The organism is Streptomyces sp. NPDC048590, assembly GCF_043199535.1.
Lineage (GTDB): Bacteria > Actinomycetota > Actinomycetes > Streptomycetales > Streptomycetaceae > Streptomyces.
On sequence record NZ_JBICWC010000014.1, the window covers coordinates 52,248 to 74,621 of the forward strand.

16 protein-coding genes are annotated in these 22,374 nt (G+C 70.2%); 11 read left to right on the forward strand and 5 right to left on the reverse strand.

What is annotated here, in order from left to right; all coding sequences use genetic code 11:
* Positions 1 to 12 precede the first annotated feature (12 nt).
* Positions 13 to 1,497 carry a M1 family metallopeptidase gene (locus ACGFNN_RS31925; RefSeq protein ID WP_393561166.1) on the forward strand — a complete coding sequence of 495 codons (1,485 nt, stop codon included), beginning with the start codon at positions 13 to 15 and terminating at the stop codon, positions 1,495 to 1,497.
* 133 nt (positions 1,498 to 1,630) lie between these two features.
* Entirely contained in the window at positions 1,631 to 3,151 is a 1,521-nt protein-coding gene (gene hflX, locus ACGFNN_RS31930; protein ID WP_362555394.1) for a GTPase HflX, read from the forward strand.
* Positions 3,152 to 3,260: 109 nt separating this feature from the next.
* Here hflX and ACGFNN_RS31935 read toward each other — a convergent pair whose 3' ends face one another.
* The gene (locus ACGFNN_RS31935) at positions 3,261 to 4,472 is read right to left on the reverse strand and encodes a trypsin-like serine peptidase (protein WP_393561276.1); all 1,212 of its coding nucleotides are present in this window, start codon (positions 4,470 to 4,472) and stop codon (positions 3,261 to 3,263) included.
* 338 nt (positions 4,473 to 4,810) lie between these two features.
* Between ACGFNN_RS31935 and ACGFNN_RS31940 the strand changes: the two genes are divergently transcribed.
* From ACGFNN_RS31940 to ACGFNN_RS31960, 5 genes are read left to right on the forward strand one after another with little or no spacing between them, the layout of a single operon-like run.
* Entirely contained in the window at positions 4,811 to 6,202 is a 1,392-nt protein-coding gene (locus ACGFNN_RS31940) for a diaminobutyrate--2-oxoglutarate transaminase family protein (protein WP_393561168.1), read from the forward strand.
* Between the two features lie 28 nt (positions 6,203 to 6,230).
* Positions 6,231 to 8,144 (forward strand): IucA/IucC family protein, encoded by a 1,914-nt coding sequence (locus tag ACGFNN_RS31945; RefSeq protein WP_393561170.1) that lies wholly within the window; start codon positions 6,231 to 6,233, stop codon positions 8,142 to 8,144.
* Positions 8,145 to 8,192: 48 nt separating this feature from the next.
* Positions 8,193 to 8,921 (forward strand): GNAT family N-acetyltransferase, encoded by a 729-nt coding sequence (locus tag ACGFNN_RS31950; protein WP_393561172.1) that lies wholly within the window; start codon positions 8,193 to 8,195, stop codon positions 8,919 to 8,921.
* Between the two features lie 60 nt (positions 8,922 to 8,981).
* On the forward strand, positions 8,982 to 10,853 hold the full coding sequence (locus ACGFNN_RS31955) for an IucA/IucC family protein (RefSeq protein WP_393561174.1): 1,872 nt from the start codon (positions 8,982 to 8,984) through the stop codon (positions 10,851 to 10,853).
* 50 nt (positions 10,854 to 10,903) lie between these two features.
* Positions 10,904 to 12,871 carry an ATP-dependent DNA helicase gene (locus ACGFNN_RS31960; protein ID WP_393561176.1) on the forward strand — a complete coding sequence of 656 codons (1,968 nt, stop codon included), beginning with the start codon at positions 10,904 to 10,906 and terminating at the stop codon, positions 12,869 to 12,871.
* A 76-nt stretch (positions 12,872 to 12,947) separates the two neighbouring features.
* Here the strand turns inward: ACGFNN_RS31960 and lexA are convergent, their stop codons facing one another.
* Positions 12,948 to 13,745: a transcriptional repressor LexA gene (gene lexA, locus ACGFNN_RS31965; protein ID WP_329233606.1), complete on the reverse strand. Its 798-nt coding sequence runs from the start codon at positions 13,743 to 13,745 to the stop codon at positions 12,948 to 12,950.
* Between the two features lie 569 nt (positions 13,746 to 14,314).
* Here lexA and nrdR point away from each other — a divergent pair.
* Both nrdR and ACGFNN_RS31975 read left to right on the forward strand, forming a co-directional pair.
* On the forward strand, positions 14,315 to 14,830 hold the full coding sequence (gene nrdR, locus ACGFNN_RS31970) for a transcriptional regulator NrdR (protein WP_393561178.1): 516 nt from the start codon (positions 14,315 to 14,317) through the stop codon (positions 14,828 to 14,830).
* A 156-nt stretch (positions 14,831 to 14,986) separates the two neighbouring features.
* Positions 14,987 to 17,890, forward strand: a complete 2,904-nt coding sequence (locus tag ACGFNN_RS31975; RefSeq protein ID WP_393561180.1) for a vitamin B12-dependent ribonucleotide reductase — start codon at positions 14,987 to 14,989, stop codon at positions 17,888 to 17,890.
* A 145-nt stretch (positions 17,891 to 18,035) separates the two neighbouring features.
* Here the strand turns inward: ACGFNN_RS31975 and ACGFNN_RS31980 are convergent, their stop codons facing one another.
* From ACGFNN_RS31980 to ACGFNN_RS31990, 3 genes are all read right to left on the reverse strand, one after another.
* Positions 18,036 to 19,547 carry a hypothetical protein gene (locus tag ACGFNN_RS31980; RefSeq protein ID WP_393561181.1) on the reverse strand — a complete coding sequence of 504 codons (1,512 nt, stop codon included), beginning with the start codon at positions 19,545 to 19,547 and terminating at the stop codon, positions 18,036 to 18,038.
* Positions 19,548 to 19,716: 169 nt separating this feature from the next.
* Positions 19,717 to 20,292: a dihydrofolate reductase family protein gene (locus tag ACGFNN_RS31985; protein ID WP_393561183.1), complete on the reverse strand. Its 576-nt coding sequence runs from the start codon at positions 20,290 to 20,292 to the stop codon at positions 19,717 to 19,719.
* A gap of 41 nt (positions 20,293 to 20,333) precedes the next feature.
* A complete protein-coding gene (locus ACGFNN_RS31990) occupies positions 20,334 to 20,864 on the reverse strand; it encodes a TerD family protein (protein WP_393561185.1) in 531 nt (176 codons plus the stop codon).
* A 190-nt stretch (positions 20,865 to 21,054) separates the two neighbouring features.
* On the opposite strand from ACGFNN_RS31990, the gene ACGFNN_RS31995 reads away from it, so the two are divergent.
* Positions 21,055 to 21,660, forward strand: a complete 606-nt coding sequence (locus tag ACGFNN_RS31995) for a YdbC family protein (RefSeq protein ID WP_393561187.1) — start codon at positions 21,055 to 21,057, stop codon at positions 21,658 to 21,660.
* 56 nt (positions 21,661 to 21,716) lie between these two features.
* Positions 21,717 to 22,370 (forward strand): histidine phosphatase family protein, encoded by a 654-nt coding sequence (locus tag ACGFNN_RS32000; protein WP_393561188.1) that lies wholly within the window; start codon positions 21,717 to 21,719, stop codon positions 22,368 to 22,370.
* Positions 22,371 to 22,374: the final 4 nt, after the last annotated feature.

Below are 22,374 nucleotides of genomic sequence, written 5' to 3' on the forward strand. Positions count from 1 at the left end.
TAGCCGTAGTCCATGCCGCTCACCTCGCGCCGACTGCGCGCCGCCCTGCTCGCCACCGCGTCGGTCGGCCTCGTCGCCGCCACACTGCCCGCACCCGAACCCCTCGGCCTCGGCGACCGCCTCTTCCCGCACCTCGGCAACCCGGGCTACGACGTCCTCGCCTACGACATCTCGCTCACCTACCAGGGCACCAACACCAAGCCCCTGTCCGCGGTCACCAGCATCGACGCGCGCACCACCGCGCACCTGGACCGGATCAACCTCGACTTCGCCCGCGGAACCGTCAGCTCCGTGAAGATCAACGGGCTGAACTCCGAGTTCGCCACCGCCGGTGAGGACCTCGTCGTCGAACCGCCCGCCCCGCTCCCCGCCGGCGCGCCCCTGCGGATCACCGTCCGGCACACGAGCGATCCCTCCGGGAACAAGGACAACGGGGGCTGGGTGCCCACCTCCGACGGGCTCGTCATGGCGAACCAGGCCGACGCCGCGCACCGCGTCTTCCCCGGCAACGACCACCCGTCCGACAAGGCATGGTTCACCTTCCGGGTGACCGCGCCCAAGGCGTACACCGTCGTCGCCGGCGGCCTCCCCGCCGGGAAGCGCGAGCACGGGACCGCGACCACCTGGACCTACCGGACCGAGCACCCGATGGCCACCGAACTGGCCCAGGTCTCCATCGGCCGCTCCGCCGTCCCGCACCGGACCGGGCCGCGCGGACTGCCGGTCCGCGACGTGGTCCCCGCGGCGGACCGCGCGAAGCTGGAGCCCTGGCTCAGGAAGACCCCGGCGCAGCTGGCCTGGATGGAGAAGCAGGTCGGGCCGTACCCCTTCGAGACGTACGGACTCCTCGTCGCCGACACCGAGACGGGCTTCGAGCTGGAGACCCAGACCCTGTCGCTCTTCGAACGCTCCCTGTTCCTCGGGACCGGACATCCCGAGTGGTACGTCGACTCCGTCATGGTGCACGAGCTCGCCCACCAGTGGTTCGGCAACAGCGTCTCCCCCCGCTCCTGGTCCGACCTCTGGCTCAACGAGGGCCACGCCACCTGGTACGAGGCCCGCTACGCCGAGGAGCACGCGAAGAAGCCGCTCGAACTCAGGATGCGTGAGGCGTATGCCCGCTCGGACGCGTGGCGTGCCGCCGGAGGCCCGCCCGCACGACCCGACGTACCCACCCCCGACCACAAGATCAGCCTCTTCAGGCCGGTGGTGTACGACGGCAGCGCGCTCATCCTGTACGCGCTGCGCGCCGAGATCGGCCAGGCGGCCTTCGACCGCCTGGAGCGGACCTGGGTGCGTACCCACCGTGACGCCTCGGCCACCACCGAGGACTTCACGGCGCTGGCCTCGCGGATCGCCGGACGCGATCTGACGGACTTCTTCGACGGCTGGCTGTACGCCACGAAGACCCCGCCGATGCCGGGGCACCCGGACTGGCGCAGCGAGACACCCCGCACCGCGGGCCCGGACACGCCGCGGGCACCGAAACCCGAGTGACGCGCTGAGCGGGGACATGCCACTATCGACCCGTCGGCACGGCGGCCGGCCGGTCGTCCCGGTACAGGGGAATCTTCCGGCGGGGTCACGCGTTGTGACTGGCGTATCGGACTTCTATCGACGTAAGGATCCAATGACCTCCTCTTCCTCCCTTCCCCAGGACGCGCAGGACGCGCAGAGCGCCCCGGAGAACGAATCCGTGAGCCGCACCGAGAGCCTTCGGGCCGACGCCCTGATGGAAGAGGACGTCGCCTGGAGCCACGAGATCGACGGAGAGCGGGACGGCGACCAGTTCGACCGCTCCGAGCGTGCGGCACTGCGTCGTGTCGCGGGCCTCTCCACCGAGCTCGAGGACGTCACCGAGGTCGAGTACCGGCAGCTGCGCCTGGAGCGTGTGGTGCTCGTCGGTGTCTGGACATCGGGGACCGTCCACGACGCGGAGATCTCCCTCGCGGAGCTCGCGGCCCTCGCCGAGACGGCGGGCGCCCAGGTGCTCGACGCCGTGTTCCAGCGGCGTGACAAGCCCGACCCGGCCACGTACATCGGCTCGGGCAAGGCCATGGAGCTCCGTGACATCGTGCTCGAGTCCGGGGCCGACACCGTCGTCTGCGACGGTGAGCTCAGCCCCGGCCAGCTCATCCATCTGGAAGACGTCGTCAAGGTCAAGGTGGTCGACAGAACCGCCCTGATCCTCGACATCTTCGCCCAGCACGCCAAGTCCCGTGAGGGCAAGGCGCAGGTGTCGCTGGCCCAGATGCAGTACATGCTGCCGCGGCTGCGCGGCTGGGGTCAGTCGCTCTCCCGTCAGATGGGCGGCGGTGGCTCCAGCGGCGGTGGCGGCATGGCCACCCGTGGACCCGGTGAGACCAAGATCGAGACGGACCGGCGACGGATCCGCGAGAAGATGGCGAAGATGCGCCGGGAGATCGCGGAGATGAAGACCGGCCGCGAGATCAAGCGGCAGGAGCGCAAGCGCAACAAGGTGCCCTCCGTGGCGATCGCCGGTTACACCAACGCCGGCAAGTCCTCGCTGCTCAACCGGCTCACCGGAGCGGGCGTCCTCGTGGAGAACGCCCTGTTCGCCACCCTTGACCCGACCGTGCGCCGGGCCGAGACCCCGAGCGGCCGGCTCTACACCCTGGCCGACACCGTCGGATTCGTCCGGCACCTGCCCCACCACCTGGTCGAGGCGTTCCGCTCCACCATGGAGGAGGTCGGCGACTCCGACCTCATCCTGCACGTGGTCGACGGCTCGCACCCGGTGCCCGAGGAGCAGCTCGCGGCCGTACGCGAGGTGATCCGGGAGGTCGGCGCGGTCGACGTGCCCGAGGTCGTCGTGATCAACAAGGCGGACGCCGCCGACCCGCTGGTGCTGCAGCGGCTGCTGCGCACCGAGAAGCACGCTATCGCGGTGTCAGCGCGGACCGGTGCCGGGATCGACGAGCTGCTCGCGCTCATCGACGCCGAGCTCCCGCGGCCTTCCGTGGAGATCGAGGCGCTCGTGCCCTACATCCAGGGCGCACTCGTCTCGAGGGTGCACGCCGAGGGCGAGATGATCTCCGAGGAGCACACCCCGGAGGGCACCCTGCTCAAGGCACGGGTCCACGAAGAACTCGCGGCGGAACTCGCCGTCTTCGTCCCGGCCGCCCACTGACGGACCGCACACGACGGAGGCCGGGCTCCCCGCATCACGTGGGGAGCCCGGCCTCCGTCGTGCCCGCCCCGGACGGCGACCGCCGTTCCCGGAGCGGGCCTGCGCGGTCCTACCGGCCCGCGTACTTCTTGCTGACCGCCTCGTAGACCCCCTCGGCCTCCTTGCCCAGGCGCGGACCTGCCAGCCAGCCCGCGGTCACCGGGCCGATCGAGGTGTTGGACACCAGGGCCGGCTTGCCGTCCTGTCCCTCGGCGACCCAGCCGCCGCCGGAGGAGCCACCGGTCATCGTGCACCCGATGCGGTACATCGTCGGCTGCTGCTCGAACACGGTGAGGCGCCCCGGCTTGTCGGCGCACTGCAGGGCCTTCTGGCCGTCGTAGGGCGGGGCGGCCGGATAGCCGGTCGCCGTCATGCTCTCGATCTCGGGGACCGCCGGAGCGTTGAACTCGACGGGCAGCGCGGAACCGACGGTCTCCTCCAGGGACTTGCCCGTCGAACCCTTCTCCGGCGCGACCTGGAGCACGGCGAAGTCGTACGGGGCGCCCTGGCCGCCGGTCGCGGCACCCTGGTTGATCCACTCGTCGGACGTCTGGGCCCACTGGCCCCACCACACGCCGTACGGGGCGATCTCCTCCTTGGAGGCGTTCTGCAGCTCCGCCGTCGACATGCCGCTGTCGTTGTACGAGGGGACGAAGGCGATGTTGCGGTACCAGCCGCCGTTCTTGCCGGCGTGCACACAGTGGCCCGCCGTCCAGACCATGTTGGACTTGCCCGGGTGGGCCGGGTCCTGCACCACCGTCGCGGAGCAGACCATCGATCCCTCGGGGCCGTCGAACAGCAGCTTCCCCGAGGCGGGCGCGCTGTCGTGGTACGGCGTCGCGAGATTCGCGGCCCTGACCGGTACCGGCGTCGGGTCCGTCACGCCCTCGTCACCGGAGATGTCGGGGGCGACGGGGTTCTCCGGAGGCTTGTCCGCGTCCCTCATCCGGTCCGGGTCCCAGAGGTCCTCGATGATCGGGTTGACGAAGTCCTTCGCCTCGCGCAGCCAGGTGTCCTTGTCCCAGTTCTTCCACTCGCCCTTCCGCCACTGGTCGAGGTCGATCCCGTGCTCCTTCAGACGGTCCTTCAGATCGTCCGGGATCACGACCTTCCCGTCCGCGGACTGTTCGGCGGAGCTGCTCGGTTCGCCGGCCGCCCCGTCCTCCTCCGGCCCGCACGCGGCGGCGGTGAGGGCCAGGACGGCGGCGAGAGCGGTGGCGGCGAACACCCGGGGCGTTCGGCGAAGAACCGCCCCGCGAGGCGCGGTGTCGGTCGGGCGCATGGGTCGCATCTGGTGATCCCCCTGGGACTTCGTCACTGACTTCGTTGCCGCACCGCGGAACAGGCGTGCGCTGCACGGCCCTTCGGGGGCGCGGCGCACACTCCGGGAGAGGCGGCCCCACCCCGCGTGCGGCCCCTACTATGCCGGTGCCCTTGGGGACGGCGCTCGGCAGGTCCACGGTTCCCCTGCGCAAGGATCTTCCGATTTACCCGTGATCTCCCGCCTTCCGCGTCGTTGGTACGTGCGGGGGACCTCCGTACGTCGTTCATCGGCGCGGTACGTCCTCGGAAGAAGCACCAAGACGCAACGCAACCGTTATCGCAGGAGGACCGACAGCCGTGGCCGTGACCGAACCAGCTCCGGTGGCAGCGCCCCCCGCGCACGAGGGGATTCTGCGACGTCAGGCGCTACGCGAATCGGCGGCCCGCACCTATGCGCGGTCCCTGCCGATCGTGCCGGTACGCGCTCGCGGTATGACGATCGAGGGCGCCGACGGCCGGCGCTACCTGGACTGTCTGTCGGGCGCGGGCACCCTGGCGCTCGGCCACAACCACCCCGTGGTGCTCGAGGCCATCAGGAAGGTCATCGACTCCGGGGCACCCCTGCACGTGCTCGACCTCGCCACCCCGGTCAAGGACGACTTCACCACCGAGCTGTTCGCCACCCTGCCGCGGGAGCTGGCCGACGACGCGCGGATCCAGTTCTGCGGCCCTGCCGGCACGGACGCCGTCGAGGCGGCGTTCAAACTCGTCCGGGCGGCCGGCGGACGCAGCGAACTGCTCGCCTTCACGGGTGCCTACCACGGAATGACCGCCGGAGCCCTGGGCGCGTCGGGCGGCGCGCCGGAGGTACGGGTGACGCGGCTGCCGTTCCCGCAGAACTACCGCTGCCCGTTCGGCGTGGGCGGCGAGCGGGGCGCGGATCTCTCCGCGCGCTGGACCGAACACCTCCTGGACGACCCCAAGGGAGGGGTACCCGCCCCGGCGGCCATGATCCTCGAGCCGGTACAGGGCGAGGGAGGGGTGAATCCCGCACCGGACGAGTGGATGCGCCGGATGCGCCGGATCACCCAGGAGCGTTCGATCGCGCTGATCGCGGACGAGGTACAGACCGGTGTCGGCCGGACCGGCACGTTCTGGGCGGTCGAGCACAGCGGGGTCGTGCCCGACGTCATGGTGCTCTCCAAAGCCATCGGTGGCTCGCTGCCCCTCGCGGTGATCGTCTACAGGTCCGAGCTCGACCGCTGGCAGCCCGGTGCCCACGCCGGCACGTTCCGCGGCAACCAGCTGGCCATGGCCGCCGGGGCAGCGACGCTCGCATTCGTACGGGAGAACCGACTCGCCGAGCGCGCCGGGATCCTCGGCGCCAGGATGCTGGCCCGGCTGCAGGCACTCGGCTCGGAACACCCGAGCATCGGCGATGTGCGCGGCCGCGGCCTGATGCTCGGCATCGAGCTCGTCGACCCCGAGGCCGAACCGCTCACCGTCACCGCCGAGACGGGCTCCGCCCCGCCGCCCGACCCCGCCCTCGCCGCGGCCGTCCAGCAGGAGTGCCTGCACCGAGGGCTCATCGTCGAGCTCGGCGGACGCCACAGCGCAGTGGTCCGACTGCTCCCTCCCCTCACGCTCACCGACGAGCAGGCGACCGCGGTCGTCGACCGCTTCGCCGACGCGCTGAGAGCGGCCGAGCGCTCTCCGTCCCGCCGGGCAGTCGCCGGGCCGACCCGCTGATCCCGGACCTCTCACAAGGAAGACCGCCGTGAACCCCACCCCCGCGTCCGACGCCGAAGGCACTCGCCCCGGGCAGCAGCGAGGACAAGAACCGCCGGACGGGCACCTCGCCGTCGAGTCGACGACCGTGCCGCGCCAGAAGGCCGGACCGTACGGAAGCCCGCGTCCCGTCGCTGACACGCGAGCCGGCGCCCTTCCGGAGCAGGCCCCGGGCCCCGGGTGGCAGGACCCGCTGGACCACCCCGACCCGCTCCGGGCCGCGGACCACGCGGGCTCGGAGAACCTCCTCCGCTGCTGGATCAGGGAGAACGACCTGCCCCGCCCGCCGAGGGACACCCTGCGCATCCCTCTCCCGGCGAGCGGCGCGGCGCTGCTGGTCCCGGTCGCCCACTGGTCCAGTACGGGCTGGCACCGCTTCGGCCCGCCCGTCCTGGAGAACGCCCCCGACGGGGCTCCGGCGGTCGACGCGGCCACCGCGGCGGCGCTGCTCAGCCGTGAGGGCGGGCGCGACACCGGGCTCGACCTGGTCGCCAGGGTGGCCGATTCGACGCGGAACACCGCCGTCTTCCTCGCCGACCGGCGCCGCGCACCCGTACTCGACTCCGAGCCCGACCGCTTCCTCACCGCCGAGCAGTCCCTCGTCCTGGGCCACCCCCTGCACCCCACACCTAAGAGCCGCGAGGGCCTCTCGGAGTCCGAGACCCTGCTCTACTCACCGGAGTTGCGCGGATCGTTCCCGCTCCACTGGATGGCGGTCGACCGTTCCGTGCTGGCCACGGACTCCTCCTGGACCAGAGCCGGCAGGCCGGTCACCGCGGAAGCGCTCCTCGCCCCCCACCGCCAGGGGCTGCGACTCCCCGAGGGCACGGCGGCCATCCCCTTCCACCCCTGGCAGGCCACGGAGGTGCTCCGCCGCCCCGAGGTCGTGGCGCTCTGCGAGAAGGGCCTGCTGCACGACCTCGGTCCGCACGGGGAGCACTGGCACCCCACCTCGTCCGTCCGCACCGTGCACCGGCCCGGCGCCGACCTCATGCTGAAGCTCTCCCTCGGCGTGCGCATCACCAACTCACGCAGGGAGAACCTCCGCAAGGAGCTCCACCGCGGAGCCGAGGTCCACCGCCTGCTCCGCACCGGGCTTGCCGAGCTGTGGCAGACGGCCCACCCGGGTTTCGACATCGTCCGGGACCCGGCATGGCTGGCCGTCGACCACCCCGACGGCGGCCCCGTCCACGGACTCGACGTGATCCTCCGCCACAATCCCTTCGGACCCTCGGACGACCCGGTGTGCATCGCGGGACTCACCGCCCCCCGCCCCTGGCCGGGCCGTTCCGGCACGCACTCACGACTCGCCGACACGGTCTCCTCGCTGGCCGCCCGCACCGGCAGGACCACCGGGGCCGTATGCGCCGAGTGGTTCCTGCGCTACCTCGACCGCGTCGTCCTGCCGGTCCTCTGGCTCGACGCGCACGCGGGCGTCGCCCTGGAAGCACACCAGCAGAACACCCTCGTCCTCCTCGACTCAGACGGCTGGCCCGTCGGGGGACGGTACCGGGACAACCAGGGCTACTACTTCCGCGAGTCGCACCGATCCGCACTGGAGCGCCGGCTTCCGGGTATCGGCGCCGTCAGCGACACCTTCGTCTCCGACGCCGTCACCGACGAGCGGCTCGCCTACTACCTGGGCATCAACAACGTGTTCGGGCTGATCGGAGCGTTCGGAGCGCAGCGGCTCTGCGACGAACAACTGCTGCTCGCCGCCTTCCGCCGATTCCTCGAGCGGGCCGTGCCCCTGGGCTCGTCCCTGCCCGGCTATCTCCTGGAGACGGACCGGCTGCGGTGCAAGGCCAACATGCTGACCCGGATGCACGGGCTCGACGAGCTGGTCGGGCCGGTGGACACCCAGTCCGTCTACGTCACGATCGACAACCCGCTCCACGGCTGAACGACGAGGAAGCGAACAGTCCGCATCCCCACGAGAGGAGCACACCAGGTGCGTCAGGCCGATGCGCACGCAGATGCCGGAAGCGGATCAGGGGCAGCCCCGTACGACGCCTCGGGTACCGAGGACACCCTCGAACTGCGCCTCACCGAGGAGCTCCTCGCTCTGCTCGGCGACTCTCCCTCCGGCGGCGAGGCGGCCGACGACTCGGCGCTCGTGGGGAACCCCGGTTCCTGGAGCCCCGTCACCACACCGGCGGGAGTGTTCCAGCTGGCCGCCGTCGAAGCCGGACGGGACGTGCCGATGATCAGCCGGTGGATGAACGATCCGGCGGTCGCCGCCTTCTGGGAGCTCGCCGGGCCGGAGTCGGTGACGGCCGGCCACGTCAGGACCCAGCTCGAAGGGGACGGACGGGGCGTCCCCTGTCTCGGAATCCTCGACGGCGTGCCCATGAGCTACTGGGAGATCTACCGCGCGGATCTGGACCCGCTGGCCCGTCACTACGCCGCACGGCCGCACGACATCGGCCTCCATCTCCTCATCGGCGGTGTGGGCGACCGAGGACGGGGCATCGGGACACTGCTGCTGCGAGCCGTGTCCGACCTCGTCCTCGACAACCGTCCTCTCTGCGGCCGGGTCGTCGCGGAGCCCGACCTGCGCAACACCCCGTCCGTATCGGCCTTCCTGAGCGCCGGCTTCCGCTTCTGCGAGGAAGTGGACCTGCCGGACAAGCGCGCCGCCCTGATGGTGCGTGACCGTGCTCTTCGCGGCCGCCTGTGAGCGCCCCACCGCACCGTTCAGCCCGCTCGAACCCCATCGGTCCCACCCGGAGGAGTCCACGTGCCGACATATCCCGCGAGCCGTCGTCCTGCGGAGGGCCACGATCCACTCGCCGCCCCTGAGCTCGACCGCACCGTCTGGGACCGTGCGGGGGCCAGACTGCTCGCCAAGATGATCGGTGAGTTCGCCTACGAGGAAGTCATCGAACCGACGCCGCGCGAGCGGGACGGGGCAGGGCGCAGCGGGCACCACACCCTGCGGCTCGACGACGGCGCGACCCTGAGCTTCCACGCCCGGCGTGGTGTCTACGGAAGCTGGCGCGTCGACCCGAGGACGATCCACGAGCTCCCCGGCACCGGGGAATCCACCGGCATGGGGGACGGAGAGAGCGACGGCACCCCCTTCCGGGACCCGCTGCGCTTCCTCGCCCGGGGGCGGGGCCTTCTCGGACTGGACGGGGCAACCCTCGGCCATCTCATCCGTGAGCTCACCGCCACGCTCACCGCGGACGCCCGCCTCGACCACACGGCACTGGGCGCCGCCCAGCTGGCGGACCTTCCCTACCCCGAGCTCGAAGGACATCAGACGGGCCACCCCTGGCTCGTCGCGAACAAGGGCCGACTCGGATTCTCGGCCACGGATTCCGGCCGCTTCACCCCGGAGTCCAGGTCCGCCACCACGCTGCCCTGGATCGCCGTCAGTACCCGTATAGCCGGCTTCCGGGGCGTGGGCCGGGTCGCCACCTCCGACGACCTGTACGCCCATGAACTGAGCCCGTCCGTAAGGGATTCCTTCACCACGGCGCTGCGCGACCGCGGCCACGACCCGGCGGACTACCTCTTCCTGCCCGTACACCCCTGGCAGTGGGACGAATGGATCGTCCCGCTGTTCGCGCCTGCGATCGCCGACGGCGACATCGTCCCGCTGCACACCGACGGCGACCTCCGGCTGCCGCAGCAGTCCATCCGCACCTTCACCAACGTGGGCCACCCCGAGCGGCACACGGTGAAACTGCCGCTCTCGATCCTCAACACCCTCGTCTGGCGTGGCCTGCCCACCGAACGCACTCTCGCCGCCCCGGCCGTCACCGCGTGGGTCCAGGGGATCCGGGACGCGGATCCCTTCCTGCGGGACACCTGCGGGGTGATCCTCCTGGGGGAGGTCGCCTCCGTGGCGGTCGAGCACCCTCTGTACGACCATCTCCCCGAGGTGCCGTACCAGTTCAAGGAGATCCTCGGGGCGATCTGGCGGGAGCCGCTCCAGCCGCGTCTCGCTCCAGGAGAACGTGCCCGCACGCTCGCCTCCCTGCTGCACACCGACCCCGAGGGCCGTTCCTTCACCGCCGAGCTCGTCGCCCGCTCGGGACTGAGTCCGACGGCCTGGCTCACCAGGCTCTTCGCCTCGCTGCTCCCGCCGCTGCTGCACTTCCTCTACCGCTACGGGACGGTGTTCTCCCCGCACGGAGAGAACGCCATCGTCGTGTTCGACGAGCACGACGTCCCCGTCCGTCTGGCGATCAAGGACTTCGTGGACGACGTCAACGTCAGCTCGCGGCCCCTCCCCGAGCACGGGACGATGCCGCAGGACGTCAGGGACGTGCTGCTCACGGAGGACCCGGCGTTCCTCACCCAGTTCATCCATTCCGGGCTCTTCGTGGGCGTCTTCCGCTACCTCTCCCCGCTCTGCGAGGAGCAACTGGGTGTGCCGGAGGGTGAATTCTGGTCACTCGTCCGAGCGGAGATCCTGCGCCATCACGCCCGTTTCCCCGAACTCAAGGAGCGGTTCGAGATCTTCGACATGCTGACACCGACGATCGAACGGCTCTGTCTCAACCGCAACCGTCTGCATCTGGACGGTTACCGAGACCGGCCGCAGCGTCCGCACGCAGCGGTCCACGGAGTGGTGCCCAATCCCCTGCACCTCTCCGCGTGAGTCCGGGACCGATCGATGTTGTCGGTGGGGCGCCGTAGGGTGGACGCGCTATGACGAAGCCATCTCTCCCCGAGCTCCTCCACGCCGCCGTCGCCGCAGTCGGCGGTACGGAACGGCCCGGCCAGGTCTCCATGGCCGAGGCCGTCGCCGAGGCCGTCGACGACAACGCCCATCTGCTCGTCCAGGCCGGAACGGGGACCGGCAAGTCCCTCGGCTATCTGGTGCCGGCCCTGGCGCACGGCGAGCGCGTGGTGGTCGCCACGGCCACCCTGGCACTCCAGCGACAGCTGGTGGAGCGCGACCTTCCACGGACGGTCGAGGCCCTCCAGCCGCTGCTGCGCAGGCGGCCCCAGTTCGCGATGCTCAAGGGCCGGTCGAACTACCTCTGCCTCCACCGGCTGCACGAGGGGGCGCCGCAGGACGAGGAGGAGGGGCTCTTCGACCAGTTCGAGGCAGCGGCACCGTCGAGCAAGCTGGGACAGGACCTGCTGCGGTTGCGTGACTGGTCGGACGAGACGGAGTCCGGCGACCGGGACGACCTGACACCGGGCGTCTCGGACCGGGCCTGGGCGCAGATCTCGGTCTCCTCGCGTGAATGCCTCGGCGCCACCAAGTGCGCCTACGGCGCCGAATGCTTCGCGGAGGCGGCCAGGGAGCGGGCCAAGCTCGCCGACGTCGTCGTCACCAACCACGCCCTGCTCGCGATCGACGCGATCGAGGGCGCCCCGGTGCTCCCCAAGCACGAGGTGCTGATCGTGGACGAGGCCCACGAGCTGGTCTCCAGGGTCACCGGGGTGGCCACCGGAGAGCTCACCCCTGGCCAGGTGAACCGTGCGGTGCGCCGAGCGGCCAAGCTGGTCAACGAGAAGGCGGCCGACGCTCTGCTCACCGCCTCCGAGGGCTTCGAGAGGGTCATGGAGCTCGCGCTCCCGGGGCGTCTCGAAGAGGTACCCGAGGACCTCGGCTACGCGCTGATGGCGCTGCGTGACGCCGCGCGCACGGTCATCTCCGCCCTGGGAGGCACCCGGGACAAGTCCGTGCAGGACGAGGACGCGGTGCGCAAGCAGGCCATGGCCTCCGTGGAGTCGATCCACGATGTCGCGGAGCGCATCACCCAGGGCTCCGAGTACGACGTCGTCTGGTACGAGCGCCACGACCGTTTCGGCGCCTCCGTCCGTGTCGCCCCGCTGTCCGTCTCCGGTCTCCTGCGCGAGAAGCTGTTCGCCGACCGCTCGGTGGTCCTGACCTCGGCCACCCTCAAGCTCGGCGGCGACTTCAACGGGGTGGGTGCCTCACTGGGGCTCGCGCCGGAGGGCACGGCGGGCGACGACATCCCGCAGTGGAAGGGCCTCGACGTCGGCTCGCCGTTCGACTACCCGAAGCAAGGGATCCTCTACGTCGCCCGGCACCTTGCCACACCCGGCCGGGACGGCTCACGCACCGACATGCTCGACGAGCTCGCCGAACTGGTGGACGCCGCGGGCGGCCGGACCCTGGGCCTGTTCTCGTCGATGCGCGCGGCGCAGGCGGCGGCGGAGGACATGCGGGGCCGGCAGGACAGGCCGGTTCTCCTCCAGGGCGAGGAGACACTCGGTGAGCTGATCAAGAACTTCGCGGCAGATCCCGACACCTGCCTCTTCGGGACGCTCTCCCTCTGGCAGGGCGTCGACGTCCCCGGACCGAGCTGTCAGCTCGTGGTCATGGACCGCATTCCGTTCCCCAGGCCCGACGACCCGCTGATGAGCGCGCGGCAGAAGGCGGTGGAGGAATCCGGCGGCAACGGGTTCATGGCGGTGGCGGCGACCCACGCCGCGCTGCTGATGGCCCAGGGAGCGGGCCGACTGGTGCGCGCCATGGGCGACAAGGGGGTGGTCGCGGTGCTCGACCCCCGTCTCGCGAACGCCCGCTACGGGAGCTACCTCCGCGCCTCCCTGCCGGACTTCTGGTACACCACCGACAGGAACCAGGTCCGCCGCTCTCTCGCGGCGATCGATGAGGCGGCCAAAGCCGCGAGGTGAGCAGGGCTGGGCCGGGCATGTCAGGGCCCCGGGATCGGCGCAGAGATCCCGGGGCCCAGTCCGAACCGGCGGGAGCTCACACCCGCCGCAGCACCGCCACGACCTTGCCCAGGATGGTCGCCTCGTCACCGGGGATCGGCTGGTAGGCGGAGTTGTGAGGGAGCAGCCAGACATGGCCGTCCTCGCGCTTGAAGCGCTTGACCGTGGCCTCGCCGTCCAGCATGGCCGCGACGATGTCGCCGTTCTCCGCGACCGGCTGGCGACGGACCGTGACCCAGTCGCCGTCCATGATCGCCGCCTCGATCATCGAGTCACCGACGACCTTCAGCACGAAGAGCTCGCCGTCACCGACGAGCTGGCGGGGGAGGGGGAAGACGTCCTCGACGGACTCCTCGGCGAGGATCGGTCCTCCGGCCGCGATCCGGCCGACCAGAGGAACGTAGGAGGCCGCGGGCTTGCCGGTGGTGTCGGTCGGCTGGGTGCTGGGCTGATCCGAGCCCCTGACCTCGTACGCGCGGGGGCGGTGCGGGTCGCGGCGCAGGAATCCCTTGCGCTCCAGGGCCATCAGCTGGTGGGCGACGGACGACGTGCTGGAGAGTCCCACCGCCTGGCCGATCTCGCGCATCGACGGGGGATATCCCCGCCGCTGCACCGAATCCCGGATGACCTCGATCACGCGCCGCTGCCGGTCGGTGAGCCCGGAGCTGTCCGCCCGGATGCCGGGAGGTCGGCCGGGCAAGGAGCGTGCGGGTCGCGTGGGCTCGGGCCCCTCCGCGTTCATGACTGCGTCATTCATGGCGTGTACCGGCTCAAGTCGGCCCTGGGAGCGGTGGTCCTGGGCGGTGATGGTGGCACTGTCTGCGGTGGTGGTCACGTCGGCCCCTCTCGAATGGTCTCCCTGGTTAGGCAACGGTAGTAGCTTTCGAAAGGTTGCGCCAAACACACGTTCGAGTGAAAAACGAATAAAGGACTGTTGCCGACCTGCCGGGGGGTGTATGCGCCGACGCGGCGGACTCGGGCCGCCGGTCGGATCCGGAGGTCAACGCTAGCGTTCTGCCCGCCCTCGCGGTGTGCGGGGGTGTGTGTCCGGCGCGTCCCGGACGCTGCGGTGCGGCGGTGCTCGCCTGTGGCGTCGGGGAAGGGGGCCGCGGGGGTCGTGGGGGCTCGATCCGGTGGGGTGGGAGCGCCCGGCGCAGAGTGCTTCCCGTACCCTCTTCCGGGGCCGTAGGCTGCCCCGCGTTCCCCGGGGAAGCGCGACACGCGCGGGAGTGCGAGATCGAGCGAAACCCTAGATGTAGTGGTTGCACTGTTACGGCCACCCACAAGTAGTGGTACCTGGTCCTTCGGGGGCGAGTTCATCGCCTATGCTTGTGGCTGTCTTCGGGGTCCTTGCCGGACCCGCGAAGGCTATTCAGTCGTGCTGTGGAAGGAGGGTTCGGAGACATGCACTGCCCCTTCTGCAGGCACCCCGACAGCCGGGTCGTGGACAGCCGTACGACGGACGACGGAACGTCGATCCGCCGGCGCCGCCAGTGCCCGGACTGCTCCCGTCGCTTCACCACGGTGGAGACCTGCTCGCTGATGGTGGTCAAGCGCAGCGGTGTGACCGAGCCCTTCAGCCGCACCAAGGTCATCTCGGGGGTCCGTAAGGCATGCCAGGGCCGTCCCGTCACCGAGGACGCCCTGGCGAAGCTCGGCCAGCGGGTCGAGGAGGCCGTACGGGCCACCGGTAGTGCCGAGCTGACCACGCACGACGTCGGTCTGGCCATACTCGGCCCCCTGCGGGAGCTCGACCTGGTCGCGTACCTGCGCTTCGCGTCGGTGTACCGGGCGTTCAACTCGCTCGAGGACTTCGAGACCGCCATCGCGGAACTCCGCGAACAGCGGCCTCGCGCAGAACAATGCGGGAGCGGCGAGACCTCCGAGGTCCCCGCCCCCGCCGCGGTGGCCGCTGATTGATCACCCGGCCGCCCCATGGGGTGGCCGGGCCATGGCGGCGCGCGTACCACACCTGTTCCGAGACGCTGTGCGCGGCGTCCGGAGCGTCGGACACACACTGTGCCCTGGGAAGAACTGGGCACTTCAGGGCGTTTTTGCCCACATATGGGAGGCGGCATGACAGAGACGGCGAGCGGCCCGGCACGGGGTTCCCGCACCAAGGGAGCCAAGTCGACTGCGACCAAGCAGGGCCTGCGCATCGAGCGCGTCCACACGACTCCCGGCGTACATCCGTACGACGAGGTCGCGTGGGAGCGCCGTGACGTCGTCATGACCAACTGGCGCGACGGCTCGATCAACTTCGAGCAGCGTGGCGTCGAGTTCCCCGACTTCTGGTCGGTGAACGCGGTCAACATCGTCACCAGCAAGTACTTCCGGGGCGCGGTCGGCACCCCGCAGCGCGAGACCGGCCTGCGGCAGCTGATCGACCGGATCGTGAAGACCTACCGGAAGGCCGGCGAGGACCACAACTACTTCGCTTCCCCCGCCGACGCCGAGATCTTCGAGCACGAGCTGGCCTACGCCCTCCTGCACCAGATCTTCAGCTTCAACTCCCCGGTGTGGTTCAACGTCGGTACGCCCCAGCCGCAGCAGGTCTCCGCCTGCTTCATCCTGGCCGTCGACGACTCCATGGAGTCGATCCTCGAGTGGTACAAGGAAGAGGGCATGATCTTCAAGGGCGGCTCCGGCGCCGGCCTGAACCTCTCCCGTATCCGCTCCTCCAAGGAGCTGCTCTCCTCCGGTGGCAACGCCTCCGGCCCGGTCTCCTTCATGCGGGGCGCCGACGCGTCCGCCGGGACGATCAAGTCCGGTGGCGCCACCCGCCGCGCGGCCAAGATGGTCATCCTCGACGTCGACCACCCCGACATCGAGAACTTCATCGAGACCAAGGTGAAGGAGGAGGAGAAGATCCGCGCCCTGCGCGACGCGGGCTTCGACATGGACCTGGGCGGCGACGACATCACGTCCGTCCAGTACCAGAACGCCAACAACTCGGTCCGCGTGAACGACGAGTTCATGAAGGCCGTCGAGGCCGGCGGGAAGTTCGGACTGCGGGCCCGCATGAGCGGGGAGGTCATCGAGGAGGTCGAGGCCAAGTCGCTCTTCCGCAAGATGGCCGAGGCCGCCTGGGCCTGTGCCGACCCCGGCATCCAGTACGACGACACGATCAACAAGTGGCACACCTGCCCGGAGTCCGGCCGGATCAACGGCTCGAACCCCTGCAGTGAGTACATGCACCTGGACAACACCTCGTGCAACCTCGCGTCCCTGAACCTGATGAAGTTCCTCAAGGACGACGGCGAGGGCCGCCAGTCCTTCGAGTCCGAGCGCTTCGCCAAGGTCGTCGAGCTGGTCATCACCGCGATGGACATCTCCATCTGCTTCGCCGACTTCCCGACGCAGAAGATCGGTGACAACACCCGCGCCTTCCGCCAGCTCGGCATCGGCTACGCCAACCTCGGCGCCCTGCTGATGGCGACGGGTCACGCGTACGACAGCGACGGCGGCCGCGCCCTCGCCGGTGCCATCACCTCCCTGATGACCGGTACGTCCTACCGCCGTTCCGCCGAGCTCGCCGCGGTCGTCGGCCCGTACGACGGCTACGCCCGCAACGCCGAGCCGCACCAGCGCGTCATGAAGCAGCACTCGGACGCCAATGCCGTGGCCGTGCGCACGGACGACCTGGACTCGCCGGTCTGGGCCGCCGCCACGGAGGCCTGGCAAGACGTGATCCGCCTCGGCGCGAAGAACGGCTTCCGCAACGCCCAGGCCTCGGTCATCGCGCCGACCGGCACCATCGGTCTCGCGATGTCCTGCGACACCACCGGCCTCGAGCCCGACCTGGCGCTGGTCAAGTTCAAGAAGCTCGTCGGCGGCGGCTCGATGCAGATCGTCAACGGCACCGTGCCGCAGGCGCTGCGCCGCCTCGGCTACCAGCCCGAGCAGATCGAGGCGATCGTCGCCCACATCGCCGAGAACGGGAACGTCATCGACGCACCCGGCCTCAAGCTCGAGCACTACGAGGTCTTCGACTGCGCCATGGGCGAGCGCTCCATCTCCGCGATGGGCCACGTCCGCATGATGGCGGCGATCCAGCCGTGGATCTCGGGCGCCCTCTCCAAGACCGTCAACCTGCCGGAGACGGCGACGGTCGAGGACGTCGAGGAGGTCTACTTCGAGGCGTGGAAGATGGGCGTCAAGGCGCTCGCCATCTACCGCGACAACTGCAAGGTCGGCCAGCCCCTCTCCGCGAAGAAGAAGGAGCAGGAGAAGACCGAGGTCACCGCGAAGACCGAGGCGACGATCCGCGAGGCCGTCGAGAAGGTCGTCGAGTACCGCCCGGTCCGCAAGCGTCTGCCCAAGGGCCGTCCCGGCATCACCACCTCCTTCACGGTCGGCGGTGCCGAGGGCTACATGACCGCGAACTCCTACCCGGACGACGGTCTCGGTGAGGTCTTCCTGAAGATGTCCAAGCAGGGTTCCACCCTCGCGGGCATGATGGACGCCTTCTCGATCGCGGTCTCGGTCGGTCTGCAGTACGGCGTGCCGTTGGAGACCTACGTCTCCAAGTTCACGAACATGCGCTTCGAGCCGGCCGGTATGACGGACGACCCGGACGTGCGCATGGCGCAGTCGATCGTCGACTACATCTTCCGCCGCCTGGCACTCGACTTCCTGCCGTTCGAGACGCGCTCGGCGCTCGGTATCCACTCGGCCGAGGAGCGTCAGCGCCACCTCGACACCGGGTCGTACGAGCCCGCGTTCGGCGACGAGGACCTGGACAGCCTGGCCCAGTCCGCGCCTGTCCGGGTGGAGCCCCTGAAGGCCGTCGCGTCGCCCGAGGCGGGCGCCGCGGAGAAGCCGGCTCCCAAGGCCGCGCACACCTCGGCCGAATTGGTCGAGATGCAGCTGGGCATCAGCGCGGACGCGCCGCTGTGCTTCTCCTGCGGCACGAAGATGCAGCGCGCCGGCTCCTGCTACATCTGCGAGGGCTGCGGCTCGACCAGCGGCTGCAGCTGAGCATCGGAGCGAGGGCGTAGCCCGAGCGAGCAGTGAGACGGGAGGGGCACCGGCGAAGGCCGGTGCCCCTCCCGTCGTTGGTCGTACGCCGGACGCAGGGCTGGGCGGGAGGTCTGCCCGCGCGGGGCGAGATCGCCTCCCCGCCTCACAGGCGCCGGGCCTCGCGCGCCATTGCCTCGGCGAGCTCGGGGAGGGGCTCCCGGGCCGCGGCGGTGAGAAGGGCGTGCCGCGCCGTGGACGGCACGCACCCGGTCGGCCAGCTGCTGAGCACCCGGAGAGCCGTGCGCCGGTTCCGGCACGTCCGGTTGCCGAGCGCCGTCTCCACGAGTTCCCAGCCGTGACCAGGGTGCTGGTCCAATCGGCTCACGACGAGGCCGAGGATGCCGTCGGTGTCGTACCCCCTGCCCAGGCCGGTCTCCGTCGTCGGACCGCTCCGCAGTTCCCGCAGGGGAAGCAGCCGTGCCGCTGCAGCGACCACGGCCTCGATCTCCTCGCCCGTGCAGTCGTCGGCGAGCATCGTCCAGGCGGAGGCGTTGTCGGGCTCCGACTCCACCCTCCGCAACAGGGCTGGGCGGACCGGTATGTCCGTCAGGCGCGCTGTCCAGGCAGCCAGGCGGAATACGGACCGGTCCTCCGCAGTGAGGCCGAGGAGCACGATTTCCCGTGACGCGGGGTCGTGGACCACCGCTGCGACCCGGTGCCGGATCCGCTGCCACCCGTGGCTCTTCCGGCATGTCGTGTTCGCGTCGGAGCTGTGCAGAAATCGGTGGACGGACAGGAGGGTCCAGAGCCGCCTCAGCGTCAAGGCTCCTGCTGTGAAGTGGACGAGACAGCCCTCCAGGGCCCGCAAGGCGTCGTCGTACCAGGCGAGAGCCGGCCCGGGCCCGTCGATGTCGGTGAGCGCCTCGATGAGCCTTCCCGCGCCGTCCAGCGTTTCTTCGTCCAGCGTGTCGCGGGCGAGGATCCCGGCGAGATCGCCGGTTCTCGCCGCGGTCAGCGCGAGGTAGCTGTCAAGCGTGTCGCCCGTGCACGAGTCGCGGACCAGCCACAGCGTGATCTCGGGATCCGAGGCGTCGACGAGCCCTCTGACGGCGTCGACGCGTGCCCAGCCCTCTGCTTGCCGGGCCAGTTCGAACAGGGCGCGGTGGGGGTCCGTCCCGGAGCGGACCAGTGCGTCGCAGGCCTGGGCCGAGAACTCCCAGAGGATGCCGAGCGTCTTCAGGACGCCACTGTCACCGTCGTGCCCGGCCGTACCCAGGAGCAGGATCCCGAATCTCACGGCGTTGGGATGCTCCCCGCGGGTCGCGAACCAGCCCCCGAGCAGCCGTAGGCGGTCCGACGGAAGGCCACGCCGGCGAAGGCCCGCTTCCAGGGATCTCTCGTGGTCCCCCCAGACGATGCGCCTGAGTTGTCCGTCCAGAACGGACAGGGCGAGGTGATCCGGTCCGGAGCGCGTCAGGTACGCGGCGGTGGCGACCATGCGTGAGGTGGTGTCCGCCGCGGTGTTGGTGCGGCGGCTGGGCCGGGGCGCCCCGCCGGGGAGCCGACCGGGCGCTCGTCGGCCGGGAGGCCGACGTCCCACCTCCAGGGCGAATTCGTAGAGGGAGGGCCCGCCGCTGAGAGTGCCGCGCGGATCCCACTGTTCGGGGCGGCTCACCGGGTGGGGACCCGGTAGTCCTTTCGCTTGATCATGCGGTGATCCTGACAGGTGCGCCCGCGGCAGGCAACGGCCGTGCGTCCGGTGCGCACGACGGGGGTCGGTGCGCCGCGGTACGTCCTCGTCGGGGCGGCCCGGGGAGGCGGTCGCCTTCGGCGTCGGCGCGCGGTCAGGCCGTGGAGTCCGCGCGTTCGTAGCGGAGCAGCACGACGCCGTTGCCGAAGGACCGGGTGCCCGTGTGCCGGAGCGTCATCGGGGTCGTGTCCGACGGTGGGAACAGCGGCCGGCCCCGGCCGAGGACGACCGGGTGGACGTACAGGTGGAACTCGTCGATCAGCCCCAGGCGCAGGAAGGACGCGGCGAGGTCGGGGCCGCCGACCGTCATGTCCCCGCCCGGCTGCTCCTGGAGGGCGCGGATCTCCCCGGGGTCCACGTGACGCATGACGGTGGTGTTCCAGTCCGCCTCCTCCAGGGTCCGTGAGAACACGAACTTCGGCATGTCCCGCCAGATCCCGGCGAATTCGGCCATCACCTCGGAGCACGAGGGGTCCTCGTCGGCGGTCGGCCAGAAATCAGCCATCAGCTCCCAGGTGATCCGTCCTTCCAGGAAGGCGCTCACCGATCTCATGCGGTCGTTGAAGTGCTGGTGCAGCTCCTCGTCGACGTCGTGCCATTCGATGCCCCGGTTCTCGTCCTCGAAGAAGCCGTCGAGGGAGACCGAAATCATCAGGATGATCTTTCTCATGCGTCCTCACGAGGTGCTCGGGGCGCCCGCCCCGACGGATGTCAGCCGTCACGGCTTCCCATCGCTTCGGCGAATGCGCCGGGATCGCCGTCGAACCCGCGTACGACTCCGTCGAAGCCCCAGGACCCCGAGGCGTCCCGCGCGAATTCCGCGACGACCGCGGCGGTGGCGGTGGCCACGGCGGAGAAGTCGTCCTCCGCCAGGTTCGTGTAGCCCTCGCGGATCTGCACGGCCGTGTGCGCTATCTGGCCGAAGGTCTTGCGGCCCTCGCGCTGCTGGATGGCGACACCGACCACGACCCTGGAGAAGCTGTCCGACAGGCGGCCGAGTTCGAGGGTCATGACCTCGTCGAAACCGAAGCCCTGCCCCGTCCGGCTGTCCCGGTTCAGAGTGATCGTCCCGTCCGGTGACCTGCTGTCGAAGTGGACGAGATAGACAGGGCTGCCGTAGGGCGCGTCCACCCCGTAGGTGGCCGCGATGATGTCGAGGTCGTTGGCGGGCTCCCCGACAGCGCTGGGGTCCCACTTGACCCTCACCTCGACCTTCTCGATGTCCTTGTTGGGTGCGCTCATCGGATGTGCCTCCTCGCTGACGGGTCGACAGACCTGCTCCACCCCAGATGATGTCGGTAACGTCCCGTGGATCCAACCGCGTTGGGAACGTACGTCGGATTCGGGCCACCGCGCCGCGAGGCCGTGCCGCACGGTCGGTGAGGGCCGCCGACCGGTCCGGAGCGCGACCCGCGCGCCGTACGATGGCGCAGTGCTGGTCAAGTGGATTCGCTGCACCGTGGTGGACCGCCACGGTTTCGAGCGGGGGCAGCGGAAGTGGGCGGGGCTGCTCGGTGAGCCGGGATTCCGGGCGCAGGGAGGCGGGTGGAGCCGAGGCACACCCGACGTCGCCCACGTGTTCTCCTTCTGGGAGAACCGGGTCTTCTACGACTCCTTCATGGCCCGCGGGCACGACCGGCTTGCGGCGCCCCAGGCCGGCACCTACAAGGACCTGAGTGTGCAGCTGTTCGAGTACCGCTTCGACGTGAAGACCGGATTCGAACCGGACTTCACCGACGCGGACGTGGCCAGGGTCGCGCACAGCCGGGTGTACGAGGATCGTGTCGAGCATTTCACCCTGATGCAGCAGCGGGTGTGGAACCCGGCCATGGCGGGATCTCCCGGCATGCTGCGCGGCGTCTTCGGGGAGGCACCGGGGCACGAGTTCCTGGTGCTGTCGATGTGGCAGTCGAGCGCCGAGCGCGGCAAGTACCGGCCCGAGAGCATCGCCCGTCTCTCGGCCCGGGCGGAGACCGAGAAGGACGTGGAGACGCTCAGCGGTGACGTGGTGCGCCTCGAACCGTCCTGGATGGTCTGAACCGGCCTGCGGGCTGTTCCCACCGGGCAGCGCGGGACAGCCTTTAGGGTCGGTGCATGGCACGTCCGCAGCGAATCGTTCTCGTCCGGCACGGTGAATCCGAGGGAAACGCCGACGACACGGTCTACGAACGTGAGCCCGACCATGCGCTCCGGCTCACGGACAAGGGTCTCGGACAGGCGCGGGTGACGGGTGACCGGCTCCGCGAAACCTTCGGTGACGAAGGCGTCAGCGTCTACATCTCGCCCTACCGCCGCACCCACGAGACGTTCAGGGCGTTCGGTCTGGCACCGGAGAACGTACGGGTCCGGGAGGAGCCACGGCTCCGCGAGCAGGACTGGGGCAACTGGCAGGACCGGGACGACGTGAGGCTGCAGAAGGTCTACCGGGACGCCTACGGCCACTTCTTCTACCGCTTCGCCCAGGGCGAGTCCGGCGCCGACGTGTACGACCGGGTCGACGCCTTCCTGGAGAGCCTCCACCGTAGCTTCGAGGCGCCGGATCATCCACCGAACGTCCTGCTGGTCACCCACGGGCTGACCATGCGGCTCTTCTGCATGCGCTGGTTCCACTGGTCGGTCGCCGAGTTCGAATCGCTGTCCAACCCCGGGAACGGCGAGTCACGGACCCTTCTCCTGGGTGACGACGGCCGCTACACGCTGGACCGGCCCTTCGAGCGCTGGCGCACCCCCGAGCCCTACGGCGGATAGAGTG

Coding starts and splice junctions, on each gene's coding strand:
- ACGFNN_RS31925 (WP_393561166.1), top strand. CDS start 13: ATGCCGCTCACCTCGCGCCGACTGCGCGCCGCCCTGCTCGCCACCGCG.
- hflX (WP_362555394.1), top strand. CDS start 1,631: ATGACCTCCTCTTCCTCCCTTCCCCAGGACGCGCAGGACGCGCAGAGC.
- ACGFNN_RS31935 (WP_393561276.1), bottom strand. CDS start 4,472: ATGCGCCCGACCGACACCGCGCCTCGCGGGGCGGTTCTTCGCCGAACG.
- ACGFNN_RS31960 (WP_393561176.1), top strand. CDS start 10,904: ATGACGAAGCCATCTCTCCCCGAGCTCCTCCACGCCGCCGTCGCCGCA.
- nrdR (WP_393561178.1), top strand. CDS start 14,315: ATGCACTGCCCCTTCTGCAGGCACCCCGACAGCCGGGTCGTGGACAGC.
- ACGFNN_RS31975 (WP_393561180.1), top strand. CDS start 14,987: ATGACAGAGACGGCGAGCGGCCCGGCACGGGGTTCCCGCACCAAGGGA.
- ACGFNN_RS31985 (WP_393561183.1), bottom strand. CDS start 20,292: ATGAGAAAGATCATCCTGATGATTTCGGTCTCCCTCGACGGCTTCTTC.
- ACGFNN_RS31990 (WP_393561185.1), bottom strand. CDS start 20,864: ATGAGCGCACCCAACAAGGACATCGAGAAGGTCGAGGTGAGGGTCAAG.
- ACGFNN_RS32000 (WP_393561188.1), top strand. CDS start 21,717: ATGGCACGTCCGCAGCGAATCGTTCTCGTCCGGCACGGTGAATCCGAG.